The 15928-nt window shown below is 48.2% G+C and carries 10 protein-coding genes, 4 tRNA genes and 1 other RNA gene; 4 read left to right on the forward strand and 11 right to left on the reverse strand.

The genetic code is table 11. The features are described 5' to 3' along the window. Positions 1–12: 12 nt before the first annotated feature. The 7 genes from AC0L4K_RS18665 to AC0L4K_RS18695 form a co-directional block, all read right to left on the reverse strand. Positions 13–1662 carry a diguanylate cyclase domain-containing protein gene (locus AC0L4K_RS18665; RefSeq protein WP_473267513.1) on the reverse strand — a complete coding sequence of 550 codons (1650 nt, stop codon included), beginning with the start codon at positions 1660–1662 and terminating at the stop codon, positions 13–15. A 307-nt stretch (positions 1663–1969) separates the two neighbouring features. After that, positions 1970–2045, reverse strand: a tRNA-Thr gene (locus AC0L4K_RS18670). A 70-nt stretch (positions 2046–2115) separates the two neighbouring features. After that, positions 2116–2192 (reverse strand) — tRNA-Asp (locus AC0L4K_RS18675). Positions 2193–2309: 117 nt separating this feature from the next. Beyond that, a tRNA-Thr gene (locus tag AC0L4K_RS18680) sits at positions 2310–2385 on the reverse strand. A gap of 86 nt (positions 2386–2471) precedes the next feature. Continuing rightward, positions 2472–2594, reverse strand: a non-coding RNA gene (locus tag AC0L4K_RS18685) — RtT sRNA. Between the two features lie 48 nt (positions 2595–2642). Next, positions 2643–2719, reverse strand: a tRNA-Arg gene (locus tag AC0L4K_RS18690). Between the two features lie 132 nt (positions 2720–2851). Further along, positions 2852–4963: a putative bifunctional diguanylate cyclase/phosphodiesterase gene (locus AC0L4K_RS18695; RefSeq protein WP_473267514.1), complete on the reverse strand. Its 2112-nt coding sequence runs from the start codon at positions 4961–4963 to the stop codon at positions 2852–2854. Between the two features lie 416 nt (positions 4964–5379). Between AC0L4K_RS18695 and AC0L4K_RS18700 the strand changes: the two genes are divergently transcribed. Then, complete coding sequence (locus tag AC0L4K_RS18700) at positions 5380–5802, forward strand: c-type cytochrome (protein WP_473267515.1); 423 nt, start codon at positions 5380–5382, stop codon at positions 5800–5802. 61 nt (positions 5803–5863) lie between these two features. On the opposite strand, the gene rep is transcribed toward AC0L4K_RS18700, so the two are convergent. Next, positions 5864–7879 (reverse strand): DNA helicase Rep, encoded by a 2016-nt coding sequence (gene rep / locus AC0L4K_RS18705; RefSeq protein ID WP_417226671.1) that lies wholly within the window; start codon positions 7877–7879, stop codon positions 5864–5866. Positions 7880–8140: 261 nt separating this feature from the next. Here rep and AC0L4K_RS18710 point away from each other — a divergent pair, with 261 nt between their 5' ends. Next, positions 8141–9871, forward strand: coding sequence for a putative bifunctional diguanylate cyclase/phosphodiesterase (locus AC0L4K_RS18710; protein WP_473267516.1), 1731 nt, complete (start codon positions 8141–8143; stop codon positions 9869–9871). Here the strand turns inward: AC0L4K_RS18710 and AC0L4K_RS18715 are convergent. From AC0L4K_RS18715 to AC0L4K_RS18725, 3 genes are all read right to left on the reverse strand, one after another. Continuing rightward, positions 9843–11342 carry a YifB family Mg chelatase-like AAA ATPase gene (locus AC0L4K_RS18715; protein WP_473267517.1) on the reverse strand — a complete coding sequence of 500 codons (1500 nt, stop codon included), beginning with the start codon at positions 11340–11342 and terminating at the stop codon, positions 9843–9845. The two genes, AC0L4K_RS18710 and AC0L4K_RS18715, sit on opposite strands and share 29 nt — an antisense overlap. A 194-nt stretch (positions 11343–11536) precedes the next feature. Continuing rightward, complete coding sequence (locus AC0L4K_RS18720; protein ID WP_473267518.1) at positions 11537–13453, reverse strand: EAL domain-containing protein; 1917 nt, start codon at positions 13451–13453, stop codon at positions 11537–11539. A gap of 64 nt (positions 13454–13517) precedes the next feature. Next, on the reverse strand, positions 13518–13778 hold the full coding sequence (locus tag AC0L4K_RS18725) for an accessory factor UbiK family protein (RefSeq protein WP_473267519.1): 261 nt from the start codon (positions 13776–13778) through the stop codon (positions 13518–13520). A gap of 338 nt (positions 13779–14116) precedes the next feature. Between AC0L4K_RS18725 and glnK the strand changes: the two genes are divergently transcribed. Together glnK and AC0L4K_RS18735 are read left to right on the forward strand one after the other, a co-directional pair. Beyond that, positions 14117–14455 (forward strand): P-II family nitrogen regulator, encoded by a 339-nt coding sequence (gene glnK / locus AC0L4K_RS18730; RefSeq protein ID WP_417226661.1) that lies wholly within the window; start codon positions 14117–14119, stop codon positions 14453–14455. A gap of 53 nt (positions 14456–14508) precedes the next feature. Then, positions 14509–15768, forward strand: coding sequence for an ammonium transporter (locus AC0L4K_RS18735; RefSeq protein WP_417226659.1), 1260 nt, complete (start codon positions 14509–14511; stop codon positions 15766–15768). The last annotated feature ends 160 nt before the right edge of the window (positions 15769–15928 follow it).

A 15928-nucleotide genomic window follows, 5' to 3' on the forward strand; every position in this document is an offset into this window, starting at 1 on the left:
ACCTTTGTTCATTTAGGCTGGTGGTGAAAAATCCGTCGCGGTAAAGAAGTGAATATTATTCCGCCCTTGGTTCTTCGCAGCGTACATCGCCGTATCCGCATTTTTAATTAGATCTGTCGCCGTCTGCCCGTCGGTAGGATACATCGAGATACCGATGGACGCGCCGATATGAAGCACTTCACCACACACCTCAATTGGCTCATTAATAGAATGAATAACCCGCTTAGCAATATCTAAAATTTCCTCTTTACCTTGTGAGTTACTCAGAATAAACATGAACTCATCACCTCCTAAGCGAGCCACAGTATCTGACTCACGCACCAACGCCTTGAGTCGCTTTGCGACCTCTTTTAACAGATAGTCACCGACATTATGACCAAATCGATCGTTAACCAGCTTAAATCCATCTAAATCGAGAAACATCAGCGCTAAATTACAGGTCTCACGACTCGAATTGATAAGTTTCTGATTGATCCGATCCATCAACAGGGTACGATTTGGCAAGTCGGTAAGGGCATCATGAAAGGCTAGATGCTTTATATGCTCATCTTTACGTCTCAATGCAGTAATATCACTAAAGACCGACACATAACGCACCGGTTCGCCATCCAAGTCACGCACCATACTGATGGTCATACGCTCTAAATAAAGATCACCATCTTTGCGGCGATTCCAAATCTCACCGTTCCAGCGACTGTTAGTGGTTATATCTTCCCACATCGCCTTATAAAAGGCCTTATCATGCCGGTTAGATTGCAATAAGCGAGGGGTCTGACCGACGGCCTCTTCCGCGGTATAACCCGTAATTTCTGTAAAGGCCGGGTTAACCGATAAAATAATCCCGTCGGTATCGGTAATCAGTACACCATCCAGTGTGTTATCAAACACGCAAGCGGCAAGCTTAAGCTTTTCGGCCGTCTCCTTAAGTACGGTGACCTCACTTGCCAAGATAGAAAAACCTTTAACCCTACCATCGGTATCAAAGTCTGGGATGTAATGCCCGATAATATGCCCTTCACTACCGTCGATTTTGCCCAGCGTTCGCTCAAAGCGTTGCGGCTCGCCGGCCAATACTCTGCGGATATAAGGCTCATTTAGTGTAAAGAGCTGCTCGCCCACCAAGTCCTCAAAAGCGAGACCAATGATGTCCTCAGGACCTTTGCCAAACCATTCATGATAAGCGTCGTTCGCTTCTCGACAGCGTAAGTCACGCCCCCAATAGCCGATCATACTTGGCACCGAGTTAATCACCGAACGAGTAAACGCCTCCCGCTCACGACTCCCCTGCGCGTCAAGTTCAGCCTGACTCAGCGCCTTGCGAGTCCGCCGCACAAGATCAATAAGGTAAAGGCTAAAACCACTGACAATAACAAACAAAACCATTTCCAGCAGGCCAAATCGATTTTCAATAGAGGAATCAAGCAGCAGTGAAGGCCAGAGCAAGGTAACTGCTAGACAAGCCAGCGCCGTAGTCATTAAACCCGCCGAAAGGCCTGCATAGAAACCCGCAACAACCACTGCGGGGTAAAATGTCAGCCAAGACAGCTCTGATGCTAAGCCCGATAGTGGCCACAACCTTAACATTGCAGCCAAACCGACCAACAAAAGCGCTGTGAGTGAAGAGGCGATGAGACCTGAGTTATTTCCCGTTTTAACCTTCATCTAATGCCTATGAGCATGATGGCTTTTTCCAATATCCATAAATAGTCAGTAAAAACAGTATAAGTCAGTCTACGCTGTTTCCAAGGATTAAAGAATCATTCTCATTCGCAGAGTTCATTATCGATTAACACAATAAAGGCTGCCAACTTCATTCAAGCCTAATAGATTAGATTAAACAATCGATATTTAACAAAGAGTGAAAGTCTTCGCTTATTGGGAATCAAGTCAATCCAATTCAGCATCGAGCAGCACTCAATGAGAAAAAGATAAGACAGCCAGAAAGAGAAAGATAAAACCAGAAAAGAAATGGTGCCGCCACCAAGAGTCGAACTCGGGACCTACTGATTACAAGTCAGTTGCTCTACCAGCTGAGCTATAGCGGCTTAACAGACGGCTAACAATCGTTAACCGGATGAGATAACCGTTAATCAGACTAACAGTCTCTCTGAAAAGTGGCGGAATGGACGGGACTCGAACCCGCGACCCCCTGCGTGACAGGCAGGTATTCTAACCAACTGAACTACCACTCCGCAGTGGCTTACTGTACGGGAGTCAAACCCGCGACCATCACTCCCACAAGAGTGACAGACATACTAACCAAACTACCATTAGGCAATGGTTTGGCTTCAATTAAGAAACCAGATAAATGGTGCCGCCACCAAGAGTCGAACTCGGGACCTACTGATTACAAGTCAGTTGCTCTACCAGCTGAGCTATAGCGGCACTGGATTTGCCTAAAGAGTTAAACTCTTTAGGCTCTTTATTAAAGACTATGGATTAACTCGCAATCTATAGTGCTCAATAAATTGTGGCGCGCCTGGAGGGATTATACGGCTACGCCGTACCCTTCGGGCTATGCCTACGGCATGTTGTCTCGCTGCGCTCGGCTCAAACCCCATCGAGGGCTCTCACCCGCCAGGCGGACAATGCCTTATTAAAAACTACCGATAAACACATAATCTGTAGTCTTTAATAAATTGTGGCGCGCCTGGAGGGATTCGAACCCCCGACCAACAGGATCGGAACCTGCTACTCTATCCAGCTGAGCTACAGGCGCGCAATTCATCAGTAAAGATGAGGGCGTGTATATTACCGATCTAGCGAAGTACTGTCTATCGCTAAAACATATTTTTCGAGCATTCTGTACGACAAAAATTGATGTTTTAAATCAACACCATTGCAGAACTGTTTAATCGGTAAACTGATGCTTTTCAAATTTAATGATAGGTACTTCACGTAGCTGATTTTCACCCGCATCAGGAATGAGTGCCCCCATCCGCTTTGCCCGCACCGCATGGCTAAAGTAAAACCCCTGAAACAGCTTACAGCCCCACTCTTCAAGATATTCCAGCTCTTCGCTTTTTTCGACGCCCTCAGCAACCACATTGATCCCCAATGTTCGCGCCATCGCTATGATGGTGGAAACAATAGCGGCATCATTACTATCTGTGGTGATATCACGCACAAAAGACTGATCGATCTTTAAGGTATCCAATGGCAGCTGTCTTAAATATTGCAGCGAAGAATAGCCGGTGCCAAAGTCATCCAATGAGAAGCGAATGCCCAACTGGGAAAGGCGCTTCATCTTCTTCCTAACACCGTCGATATTGGTTAAAAGGATACCTTCCGTCAATTCAAATACTAGGTATTCAGCCCTTACACCGGTTCCCAAGACGATATCCTGTACCTGTTCGACAAAATCATTCTGCTGGAACTCTCTCGGACTAATATTAACCGATACAACCAGCTTTTTACCTCGCTCCTCCCACGCGGCCATCTGCTTGCAGACGTGAGTTAACACCCAGCGACCTAAATGACAGATTAAATCTGTCATCTCAGCAATCGGTATAAATGATGCAGGGTTGATCAACCCCTTCTCATCATCCGCCCAACGAACCAACGCCTCTGCGCCAACAATAGAGCCATCACTGCGCACTAACGGTTGATAACAAATGAAAAGCTTCTCGTCCTTGATAGCTTGACGTAAATTTTCTTCCAACTGCTGACGATGATCGGCATGCTCCTGCATCTGCTCAAGAAAGAACTGTACTCGGTTACGCCCCTCTTCTTTGGCCCGATACATAGCTAAATCAGCCTGCATCAACAGGTTTTCAAGTTGGTTATTTTTACCATCGAACAAGGCGATACCGATACTCGGCGTAACATGTAAAATCCGCCCACCGATTTCATGCGCTGTTGAGATCGCATATCGAATTTTTTCAGCAATACTGAGGGCATTATGGGTGGCTGAAGACTCAGTCCGCCCTAGTTCCGGCAGTAATACGACAAACTCATCACCACCCAGGCGAGCCGGTATATCTGCCTCTCTGACTGATTTTCGTATGCGGGCAGAGACGCTATTTAATACGTCATCACCAACATTGTGGCCCAGTGAGTCATTAATGGTTTTAAAATGATCCAAATCGAGATACACCAGCGCTCCGATCTGCCCTGAGCGCTTAGCCCGCACCACCTCCTGTTCCATACGCTGGATCAGCAAACGGCGATTCGCTAAGCCGGTCAGTGGGTCAAAGTAAACATGCTGTTCTATCGTCTTCTGGTGACTCTTCAGTTCCGATGCGTTTTTATTAATCTGCTCTAACATCCGATTAAAACCGGTGATCAGCTCGTGAAGCTCTCCGTGATGATCCCTGACCGGAATTTTTAAAGCATAGTTCTTCTGAACGGTGACCTTTTCCATAGCCTCTAAAATCAGATCAACCGGCTCAGAAATACCCCTCTGAATCCGCCTAGATAGCAAAGAGACTCCTAGCAGAGACAAGCAATAAATCATTAGACCAAACAATAGATAAAACAGCATCTGCCGCTCAATCGCGGCCAGCCCATATTGGAGATACAACTGCCCCACTAACTTCCCGTCATATCGAATCGGCACACTGTATTCAAACAGATCAAAACTGATCTGATGAAACTCTTTGAGCTGCGCACGGAGTTTAAATGAGGGTTTTGGCAGCGGCTGCTCAAGCTCATTTTTCACCGCACGAATAAATTCAGAACCATCCGTTCGATAAACATAGACACCTAACAGATCAGGCTCAGAGAAATAACTATCCAATAATAGCGTCGCCAAGACCGGCGATGAATCGGTCATCAAGACGTTAGCAAGGTGGGGAGAGGTGAGTTCGGAAAAAACATGGGCCCGATCGATCAAAAGATTTCGGTTGTTATAAAGCTCAAAACTCATTACGACAAAACCAGTGATCAATAATACCACGGCAACAGAGGTGACAAATAAACGATGCAGCCTGCGGGTAACAGACACAAAAGGTCGCGAGCTCATCAGAATATCCCGCTAGATCGACTATGACGGCATAGAGCAGTGGCAAGGAAAAGGAGCACTAGTGAAAAAACAAAACCCGTTACCATTATAAGTCCTTTTACGGTATGTAAGTAACGCGACATCTAGCTGACATTGCAGCCCTGCAGAACACGAGATAATAATAAAGACAACACCCCCTTAATAAAACACCAAAAACCGTATTCTAGCCACCTAAAACGCCTCTTTATTCATCTTTTGTCTCTTTTTAGCCCTCTATCACTAATTATTTAGTCCCGATAAGAGCAACACCCATTTTCGTTGTGGGTAATTACCGCTATAATGCCCGCCGAAAAGAATTTACAGACGCTGTATCAGGTCCATTAGAGACATCCCTGCAGCTACCCGTTTTTAAAATTAGCGATGATGAGGTCGTGACTGTGAGTAAATTTGCTGCCAAAGCTATTTCTACCCTGTTTGCTGTAGCACTGGGATTTCTGGCCACTTCAACAATGGCCAACACTGATAATGACGCCATTATCGAACGTATCCAAAAAGTTGGTTCCGTCTGCGTCGAAGGCGATGACTGTGCTAGTGCTCCCGCGCCTTCAGCCTCAGCCGGTGCACGTTCTGGATCAGACGTTTACAACGCTAGCTGTACTGCTTGTCACGCATCTGGCGTATTGGGCGCACCTAAGTTTGGTACTAGCGATTGGACTGACCGGGGCACCAAAGGCTTAGAAACACTGATGCAAAGCGCACTGAATGGCCTTAATGCAATGCCTCCTCGTGGCACTTGCGCTACCTGTTCTGACGATGAAATCCAAGCCGCTGTACAATACATGCTCGACAGCGCTAAATAATAGTTGAGCTGTCGCAAAAAAGGCCGCTGATGCGGCCTTTTTTATGCCTTAAATTTCGCCACTATAGATCATCTAATAAGCCACGCAAACCACTCAACGTGGCGTTACCACGGGCTTTATTGGTTGCCTCACAGACCTCGCCTCGCCCTTCATACTCGAGATCATCTTCTGGCAACTCATCCAAAAAGCGGCTGGGCTGACAATCAATCAATTCACCAAACTGCTTTCGCTTGCGCGCTAACGTCATGGTTAATGTCTTTTTTGCCCGCGTGATGCCAACATAGGCCAACCGTCGCTCCTCTTCAATATCGCCATTTTCGATACTGTTACGATGCGGCAGGATCTCTTCCTCCATCCCCATCAGATAAACATGATCAAACTCCAGCCCTTTGGATGCATGTAGCGTCATCAATTGCACTCGGTCAGAATCATCTTCCTCCTCCTGCCGCTCCATAATATCCATCAGAATCAACCGCGCAATCGCCTCCCGAATGCCCGCATCAGGGTCATCCTCCTGTAATCGCTCCAGCGTATTACGTAACGAATCAACCAAAATCCAAACATTTTGCATACGCCGATCTGCGACCGTATCACTGGAACTGTTTTGCGCTATCCAGCCCGCAAAATCGATATCCTCAATCATTTTACGCACGGCATCGATCGGGTCACCCTGCTCGCACTGCTGATAAATTCCTTCCAACCAATTTTTAAAGCGCCGCAAACGCTCAACCTGAGCGGGTTTTAAAATCTGCTCGAGCCCTAACTCACTACAGGCATTAAATAAGCTGGTATGCCGCTCCGAGGCGTACTCCCCTAACCCTTGCAAGGTTGTATGACCGATCTCTCGGCGAGGTAAGTTAATGATCCGCAAGAAGGCATTATCATCATCGGGGTTCACCAACACTTTCATATACGACATGATGTCTTTGATCTCGGCGCGGGCAAAAAACGAAGTACCCCCGTTGAGCTTATAGGGCACTTGATAACTTTGTAGCTTAAGTTCTAACAGGCGCGCCTGATGGTTACCCCGGTAAAGAATGGCGAAATCCTTAAACTGGTACCGCTTACGCAGATGCAGATCCAATATCTCGGTAGCAATCCGTTCACACTCGCCATCTTCGTTGCGGGTAAATACCACCCTCAATGGATCACCAAACCCCATGTCACTCCATAGCGTTTTATCAAACACGTGGGGGTTATTGGCGATCACCGTATTGGCCGCCTTTAGGATACGCCCGGTGGAACGATAATTTTGCTCCAGCTTCACGACTTTTAACGAAGGAAAATCTTCCTGTAACTGCACTAAGTTTTCCGGTCGAGCACCCCGCCAAGAATAGATCGACTGATCATCATCCCCGACCACCGTCAACATTCCTCGCGTACCCACCAGCATCTTAACCAGTAGGTATTGTGTCACGTTGGTGTCCTGATACTCATCAACGAGCAGATAACGGATCTTATTTTGCCAACGCTCTAAAATCTCATCATGCTGAATAAATAGCTGCACCGGCAACAAAATCAGATCATCAAAATCGACCGCATTATAAGCCTTGAGGCTCTTTTGATAAGCCTCATAAGCTCTGGCCGCCAGCACTTCGGCAGGCCCCTCAGCACTGGCTAACGCCTGCTCAGGCACCAACATATCGTTCTTCCAATTTGAGATCGTATGTTGAATAAAATCGACCTGATCAGTTTCTTCTTCTTGATGCAGCAGTAAGCTTTTTAGTAACGCTTTACTATCCTGATCATCAAACAGCGAAAAACCCGCTTTAAAGCCCAATGTTTTGTGCTCTTTGCGGATAATAGTGAGCCCAAGGTTATGAAATGTAGAGACCGTTAGTCCACGGGTCGCCTTACCTTTCACCAACGCATTGACCCGCTCTTTCATTTCCCGGGATGCTTTATTGGTAAAGGTTACCGCTGCAATATTGTGGGCTTTGATGCCACAAGCCTCAATCAGATAGGCGATCTTGCGGGTAATCACACTGGTCTTACCGGAACCCGCTCCGGCCAGAACCAATAATGGTCCGCTGATGTAATCGACAGCCTCGCGCTGCTTCGGATTAAGTCTCGACATTTTAAAATACTAACTCTTAAGGCTAAAGTTTTACCTGCAAGCAGCCGATAGCGTATTGTTAACGTTCCTATAAAACACCACAAAAACACGATAATTTATTGTTTTTTAAGCAATAATTCATCAAACAGATGTTTAACTATAAAATTTTGCATGCTACTCTTGATTGGCTTACAGGGGGACAATTATCGCATGGAATGAATTGTCTTATCAGTAGAAAACAGAGGGAATGGACATGGCGGTTTACTCTCTAGTGTATTTGATATGTTGTCTGTAGCTCCCAACAACCCAGAATGCCTGATCATTGATAGCTGTGGTATTGATACCTCCGGGATTGTCAATTTACTCGAACGGCATCAGTGCAAACTCCAACAATGTAACTTTGATCAAGCGTCTGAGCGATTGGCACAGCACGATTTTCAGCTGATTTTTTTGCATACCTGTTATACCGACACTAACGCCCTCTCCGAGCTACATTACCTGCGTCAGCAATGCTCCATGATCCCAATCATCCTATTTGATGACCATATAGACGCTGAACGGATCAATGAATCGATGCTCTGGCGCGCCAATGACTTTATCTCTATCTCTCAATGTACCGATGAGATACTGAAGCGGGTTCTCCGTTACAACCTCAAAGTCCACCAGTATCGTACTGAGCTCGATAGGCTTAATCTGCTCGACCCATTAACCGGCACAATGAACCGGCAGCAGTTTTATAAAGAGCTGGGGGAACAACTCTCACCGCTAAAAAAGTCCCAACCGGCCAAACACTTCGCACTAATCAGTGTCGACTTGGATGGCTTTAGACGGTTCAACAATCTCAATGGCTATTCTGCGGGCGACATCATTGTAAAAAAGATGAGCAAGCGGCTTGCTAAACTGTCTCCCGGACTTATCTCTCGACAGGGAAACGATGAGTTTATCATGTTGCAAGAAATTCCCGCCAATAACGACCTCACCGAACATACCACCGCACTTTGTAACCAGATTATCCATAGCCTAACCGAACCCTACAGATACCATGATTTGGAAGTTATCCTCCCCTGCAGTATCGGTGTAGCGCTCGCCCCAAAGCACAGTTGCGAAGCGGATACCCTGATCAATCAGGCAACACAAGCAAGAATAAAGGCGAAAGAAAAAAGTTGCTGTAGCTATGTGGTGTTTGACCAAAAAAACCAATTTACCAACCAACCTCATATGGCCATCGAGCCTGAGTTGATTAATGCTATCCGCCGTAACGAGTTCGAACTCTTTTATCAGCCGCGGGTTGATATTATGTCAGGCGAAGTGATCGGTGCAGAAGGACTCATTCGCTGGCGACACCCCGATAAAGGGTTGATCTACCCAGACGAATTTATTCCAACCGCCGAACGAACCGGCTTAATTGTGCCCATCGGTTATTGGGTTATTCAACAAGCCGGGCTAGATATACAGCGCATCAAAGCCAGTGGACTGAGCGTCAAAAATCTAAGTATCAACCTTTCGTTCAGGCAGTTCCAGGACAGCTATCTGTGCCGGACTATCCAGCGATTGATTAACAAATATGCCATCGATACCTCGATTCTCGAGTTTGAGCTAACCGAATCAGCCCTGTTCAACAATGAATTACATGTCCGCGAGGGCATTGAGGAGTTACACACCCTCGGTATCAATTTCTCGCTAGACGACTTCGGCACCGGCTATTCATCATTCTCGTTATTACAGAAACTGCCTATCAGCAGCCTAAAAATCGACCGTTCCTTTGTTTCTGGGGTCACCAAAAACGCCGATGATCGAGAGATCGTCAAGGCATTGATTCGCCTCGCCCACAGCCTCAACAAAGAAGTCATCGCCGAAGGCGTCGAGACAATCCAACAGCTTAACTTCCTTGCCAGCTATGGCTGTCATCAGGCGCAGGGATATCTTTACAGCAAACCAATCACCTACGAAGAGTTTGAATACATGCTAAAGCATGGCTATGAGCTCAAAGTGGAGAGCGCCGCAACCCTATAGCTTCCAGCAGAGCGGCACTACTAATACTCTCCTCTCCTTGCAAATCAGCGATGGTTCTAGAGACTTTTAATACCCGGTGTGTGGCCCTAGCAGATAAGCCCATCTGACTCATCGCCTGCATCAGTAACTGCTCTTGCTCCGCCCCCAGCGAGCAGTATTGCTCCAAGCCGGTGACATTCAGCTGATCATTAATACAGCCCTGTCGCTGCTGTTGAATGGCTCTAGCACTGATGACCCGTGCCCGAATCTGCGCGCTAGTTTCACTGCTTTCAGCCGGCCCCATCAACTGCTCCGGCGTCAACCCCGGCACCCAGCTCTGAAGATCGATACGATCTAACAGCGGGCCGGAGATCCGCGCCTGATAACGCTGCACCTGATCCGGTGTACAGCGACAACGACCACTCTGATCCCCACGATAACCACAGGGACAAGGGTTCATTGCTGCAACTAATTGAAAGCGTGCTGGAAAACAGGTCTGTAGAGCCGCCCGAGAGATATTAATCACGCCGGACTCCAGCGGTTCACGCATCACCTCCAACACTTGCCGGCTGTACTCCGGCAGCTCATCGAGAAACAACACCCCTTGATGGGCCAATGAAATTTCCCCGGGACGGGGATTACTACCACCGCCGACCAACGCAACCGCCGAGGCAGTATGGTGTGGCGTGCGAAAGGGCCGAATACCGGCAAATAAGCGGTTATCTTTCACTCCAGCAATGGAATAGATAGCGGCAACATCCAATAGCTCATCCGACACCAGTGGCGGCAAAATACCCGGCAACCGACTCGCCAACATGCTTTTACCGCTGCCCGGTGGCCCACAGAGCAGTAAATTATGTCCCCCTCCTGCAGCGATCTCGAGCGCCCTTTTTGCCTGATACTGCCCCCGGACATCCGCCATATCTGCACCGACAAAGCCATCAACCGCTCGCTCAGGCACTGTTGCAGGGGATAACAAGCTCGCACCGGCCAAGTGATTACTTACTTCCAGTAGAGATCTCGCTGCCCATAAATTCAACCCCGTGACTAATCCCGCTTCTTGTACATTATCTGCCGCTAGCCAGAGACTCCGACCAGCCTTACGGCAACTCAGGGCGACCGGTAAAACCCCAGCAACCGCGCGCAACTCTCCCGACAACGCAAGCTCAGCCAGAAACTCATACCCCTCGGCACATTGTTGCGGCAGCTGACCGCTGGCAATTAGAATGCCCACCGCAATCGCCAGATCATATCGCCCCCCTTCTTTAGGCAGATCCGCCGGTGCCAGATTCACCGTAATCCGTCGCGCAGGAAACTCAAAGCCGCAATTCAGCAACGAGCTACGCACCCGTTCACGGCTTTCTTTTACACCGGTTTCCGGCATACCTACGATAGAAAAACTGGGCAGACCGCCCGAAAGGTGGACCTCTACCGCCACCAGCGGAGATTGGATACCCAGTTGAGCCCGGGTGTGTACGATTGCTAACGCCATAATCCATCCCTGGATCTGTTTGATAATAGGAATTTTAAACGCTATTAAGCATAGCCTATTCGGCAATATTACTCAGACTAACCATAAACCGGCACAAAGAGTTTCTGTGCCATTATTCACAATAAAACCGTCTCGCTTCCCGAAACCGTGCGAACGTGGAAGCTCAGGCCAGATCAAGACAGCTCATAGCGTGATCAGTTCTCCAGCTCTAATCGCTCGATTAGTTGCTTAATACTCAGGTCCGAGCCAACATATTTACCGCTCATCCGCAGGCAGCCTTGCTGAGTAAGCCGAGCCATCTGGCCAGTTGTGCGTACTCCTTCAGCCATCACCCCAAGATCGTTCTCTTGGGCTATGGTCAACAGCTTACTTACGGCGCGGATGGCATCATCATCACGCATCTGCTGTTCCACCAGCGCGGCGTTCATTAACAACATATCGGGCAATAGCCGGGCAGGCAATCGATCGAGCGGGTGCTGCTGCGGGTCGAGTAAAATCAACACCCCCAGCGCTTTAAACTCGTCCACCTCTTCGGGAAAGAGTTGTAACTGTTCATAACTTAAGCTGATCATCAGCCGCTGGGGTGGAATCTCTGCTTTGACCATCTGGCGAATGATCTGGGCGATAACATCAGCTGAAAAGAGTTCTTCATCTTGCAACCGAAGACAGAGATGATTAAAGGGTTCAAAACGATGCCAAAGGCTGATCAAGGGTAACAACTGCTGTTCTAGCTGTTCATGGTAATCATGTAACAAACCATAGCGGGACAACTGCGGGATAAACTGCTCGGGGGTCAAAATACCCTGCGTCGGATGATTCATCGTTAGCGCAACATCGGCGGCCACAAGGTGATGCCCCTGAAGCGAATAAAACGGATTAAAGCGCAGTTGCAACCAACCATCGGCCACTCCCTGGCTCAGGGTCTCCCGACTGAACACCGTACCACTGCCCAAGGTGGCATCATACATCCGAAAGCCGTTATGGCTATCGGGGGTACGTAATACCAATCGCGCCCGATCAAGCATTAATTCAGCACTCAGACTGCCGCCCTCCGCCAAGACACCACCCATAGCGTAATCTGCCAATGCCGGTTGTTCTGTTTCATCAACTCGTTCGAGCAGCACTCCCGACATACGTTCCGCAAACTGCTCAAGCACCATTTCATCCGAGCAATCATCCAGCACAAACACAAAGTTGCGCTCCTGATCTATCGCCAACAGATCGCCCTCTCGCACCTGAGCGCTCAACTTAGCCGCAATCGCCGCCGTCAACGATTCGCGGTCCTCCTCGGCCACCTGCAGTTGTAAGAGGATAATGCCTCGCCCTCGATGCCCCAGACTATCGCGCAATAACTGCTGATTAAGCCGTTCAAGCAACATATATTCATCTGGCAAGCCGGTCAGAGAATCATAACTAACATGACTAAAGCGGCTTTGATCACCATAAGCGCTACTGATATCGGAAAACTGAGCCACAAAACCATCGATCTCACCACTTTCATCTCGCTGGGCCATCAGACTGTACCAAGCGGGATAGCTATGACCATCTTTGTGGCGGTTCCATAACTCACCTTCCCAATAACCTTTCAACATCAGTTGCTGCCACAGATGGTCAAACATTTCTGCGGCGATATTCCGGTTCGTGACAATACCAGGGCCTTGACCAACAACATCCTCAAAGGCGTAGCCGCTAATTTCAGAAAAGCTCGCATTCACGCGATAGATACGGTTATCTTCATCCAGCAGCATAACCGCCTGCGGGGTATAGTCGAACAACCCCTGTTCCGGGTGCTGAGCAAACATCCGCCCGGCGGCTTGACCCGTGCGCATCGCATTAACGATAAACAGCTCAGCCACCGAGTTCCAGCAAATTTCTAGCTGTAACCATAACCCAGCATCTTCAACAAACGGCTGCCACGAGAGTGTGGCCGTGCCTTGAGAACGCGCCAACATCATGCCATGCTGGAGTTCAAAGAGGCTTTCTTCCCCATGCACTCGAGCCAAGGGAACGCCATTCAGCTCTCCCTGCCACCCCACCATGCCGGTGTATTCCTGAGTAGCAAACTGATAACTGAGATCAGGCAAGATGCAGGCATACATGGGCAGATGCATAAAGACTCCTTAAAGCGGCGCGATAATATAGTGGCTTAAACGTATGTGATTGAGACGAGTGGATTTAACCGCCGGCTTGATTTAACTGCTGTTCCAGTCGCTCAATCTCTGACTGTAACTGCTCTAGTTTAGCGCGACTTCGAGCTAACACCGCACTTTGGGCGTCAAACTCTTCACGGGTGACCAGGTCCATCCGGTTGAACGCGCCCTGCAATAGCGCATGAAGCTGTTGCTGCCGTTCTGATTCAGCGGAACTTTGTCGGGTTTGCTCGAATAACTGCCCGATCTGCTCACTGATACCTTCCAGTATTTTATGATTAATCATATTTTATATGTCCACATAGTATCTGCTGATTATCGTCATAACACTATAACAATAAACGGAAAATTAGCCGACTCTCCGCTTTCTAAAGATTGATTTTTCGCACTTACGCACCAAAACAGGGCCTGCACAACAATTGTGCACCAGCACCTCCTCAATAAATACTACATTCCTCCGGAAAAACCGGCCAGACTCAAACAAATAACAACTAATACATTGTTTTACATAGGTATTTAAATTTATGGCACGTGCAGTGCTTTGTATCAGCCATACCGTTTATCGCTACGTTGATAACCAACGTGGCACTTTACAACAGTTTTATTTAGTGGAGATCAGATCCCATGAAACTCATCTCAGCAATTATCAAACCATTCAAACTGGATGACGTGCGTGAAGCACTTTCCGAAATCGGCGTACAGGGTATTACTGTCACCGAGGTGAAAGGCTTCGGCCGTCAGAAAGGTCATACAGAACTCTACCGTGGCGCAGAATATGTTGTCGATTTTCTGCCCAAAGTAAAGGTCGACGCGGCTGTGGAGGACGGCATCGTTGATCAGGTAGTTGAAGCGATTAGCAAAACGGCGCAAACCGGAAAAATCGGCGACGGTAAGATTTTCGTTATGCCAGTTGAAGAAGTGATCCGGATTCGTACCGGTGAAACAGGCAACAGCGCTCTGTAAGCAACCTTTTTACAACCGAAAACAACTCTAAGCATAGGCTTCAGGGGGAAGTGATGGAAAACCAAATTTTTGAATTACAATATGCAATGGACACCTTTTATTTCTTGGTGTGTGGTGCATTAGTTATGTGGATGGCGGCAGGTTTCGCCATGCTCGAAGCCGGTCTAGTACGTTCGAAGAACACCACTGAGATCCTTACCAAAAACGTAGCCTTGTTTGCTATCGCTTGTATCATGTACTTGGTCTGCGGTTATGAACTGATGTACGGCGGCGGTATCTTCCTGAGCGGCATTGAAGAAGTTGATGTCACTCAAGTATTAGCTGACTCAGCTGAAGAAGGTTTTGATGGCGGCGCAGTATACTCCAGTGCTTCTGACTTCTTCTTCCAGGTGGTATTTGTTGCTACCGCAATGTCGATTGTCTCTGGTGCGGTTGCCGAGCGTATGAAGCTCTGGGCTTTCCTCGCATTCGCAGTGGTCATGACCGGTGTCATCTACCCTATGGAAGGTGCATGGACTTGGAACGGCGATGACGTTTTCGGCATGTACAACCTAGGTGACCTTGGTTTCTCTGACTTTGCCGGTTCTGGTATCGTTCACATGGCCGGTGCTGCTGCAGCGCTTGCTGGTGTACTACTGCTAGGCGCTCGTAAAGGCAAATATACTGCTAACGGCGTGAGTGCTATCCCTGGTGCCAACCTACCATTAGCGACACTGGGTACATTCATCTTGTGGATGGGTTGGTTCGGTTTCAACGGTGGTTCTGTACTGAAACTCGGTGATGTCGCTAGTGCACACTCTGTTGCCATGGTATTCCTTAACACCAATACTGCTGCTGCCGGTGGTGCTATTGCAGCACTGATTACCGCTCGCCTACTGTTCGGTAAAGCAGATTTGACCATGCTACTGAACGGCGCGTTAGCCGGTTTGGTGGCTATCACTGCTGAGCCTTCTACCCCAACCGCACTGCAAGCAACGCTGTTTGGCGCGATCGGTGGTGTACTGGTTGTGTTCGCTATCATTACTCTGGATAAACTGCGCATCGATGATCCTGTAGGTGCCATCTCTGTTCACGGTGTTTGTGGTCTACTGGGTCTGCTGCTAGTACCTGTCACCAATGGTGATTCAAGCTTCAGCGGTCAGTTGATCGGCGCAGCCACTATCTTTGCCTGGGTATTCGGTACCAGCCTGATCGTTTGGGCCATCATTAAAGCGGTTATCGGTCTGCGTGTGACTGAAGAAGAAGAGTATGAAGGTGTCGATATCGCTGAATGCGGTATGGAAGCTTACCCTGAATTTACCAACGGTAAATAAAACCGACGGTCGAAAATAAAAACAATACGGTATAAGGGGAGCCTCGGCTCCCCTTCTGACGTTTTATTAACTTATTGATTCTGGGTATACTAGGCCCAAGATTGATCTCCAACCGTCTGAGGCCTGCAGGAATACCCTGTCAGAACAACAGATCCAAGCG

It is taken from the genome of Amphritea sp. GJ51-11 (assembly GCF_055808735.1).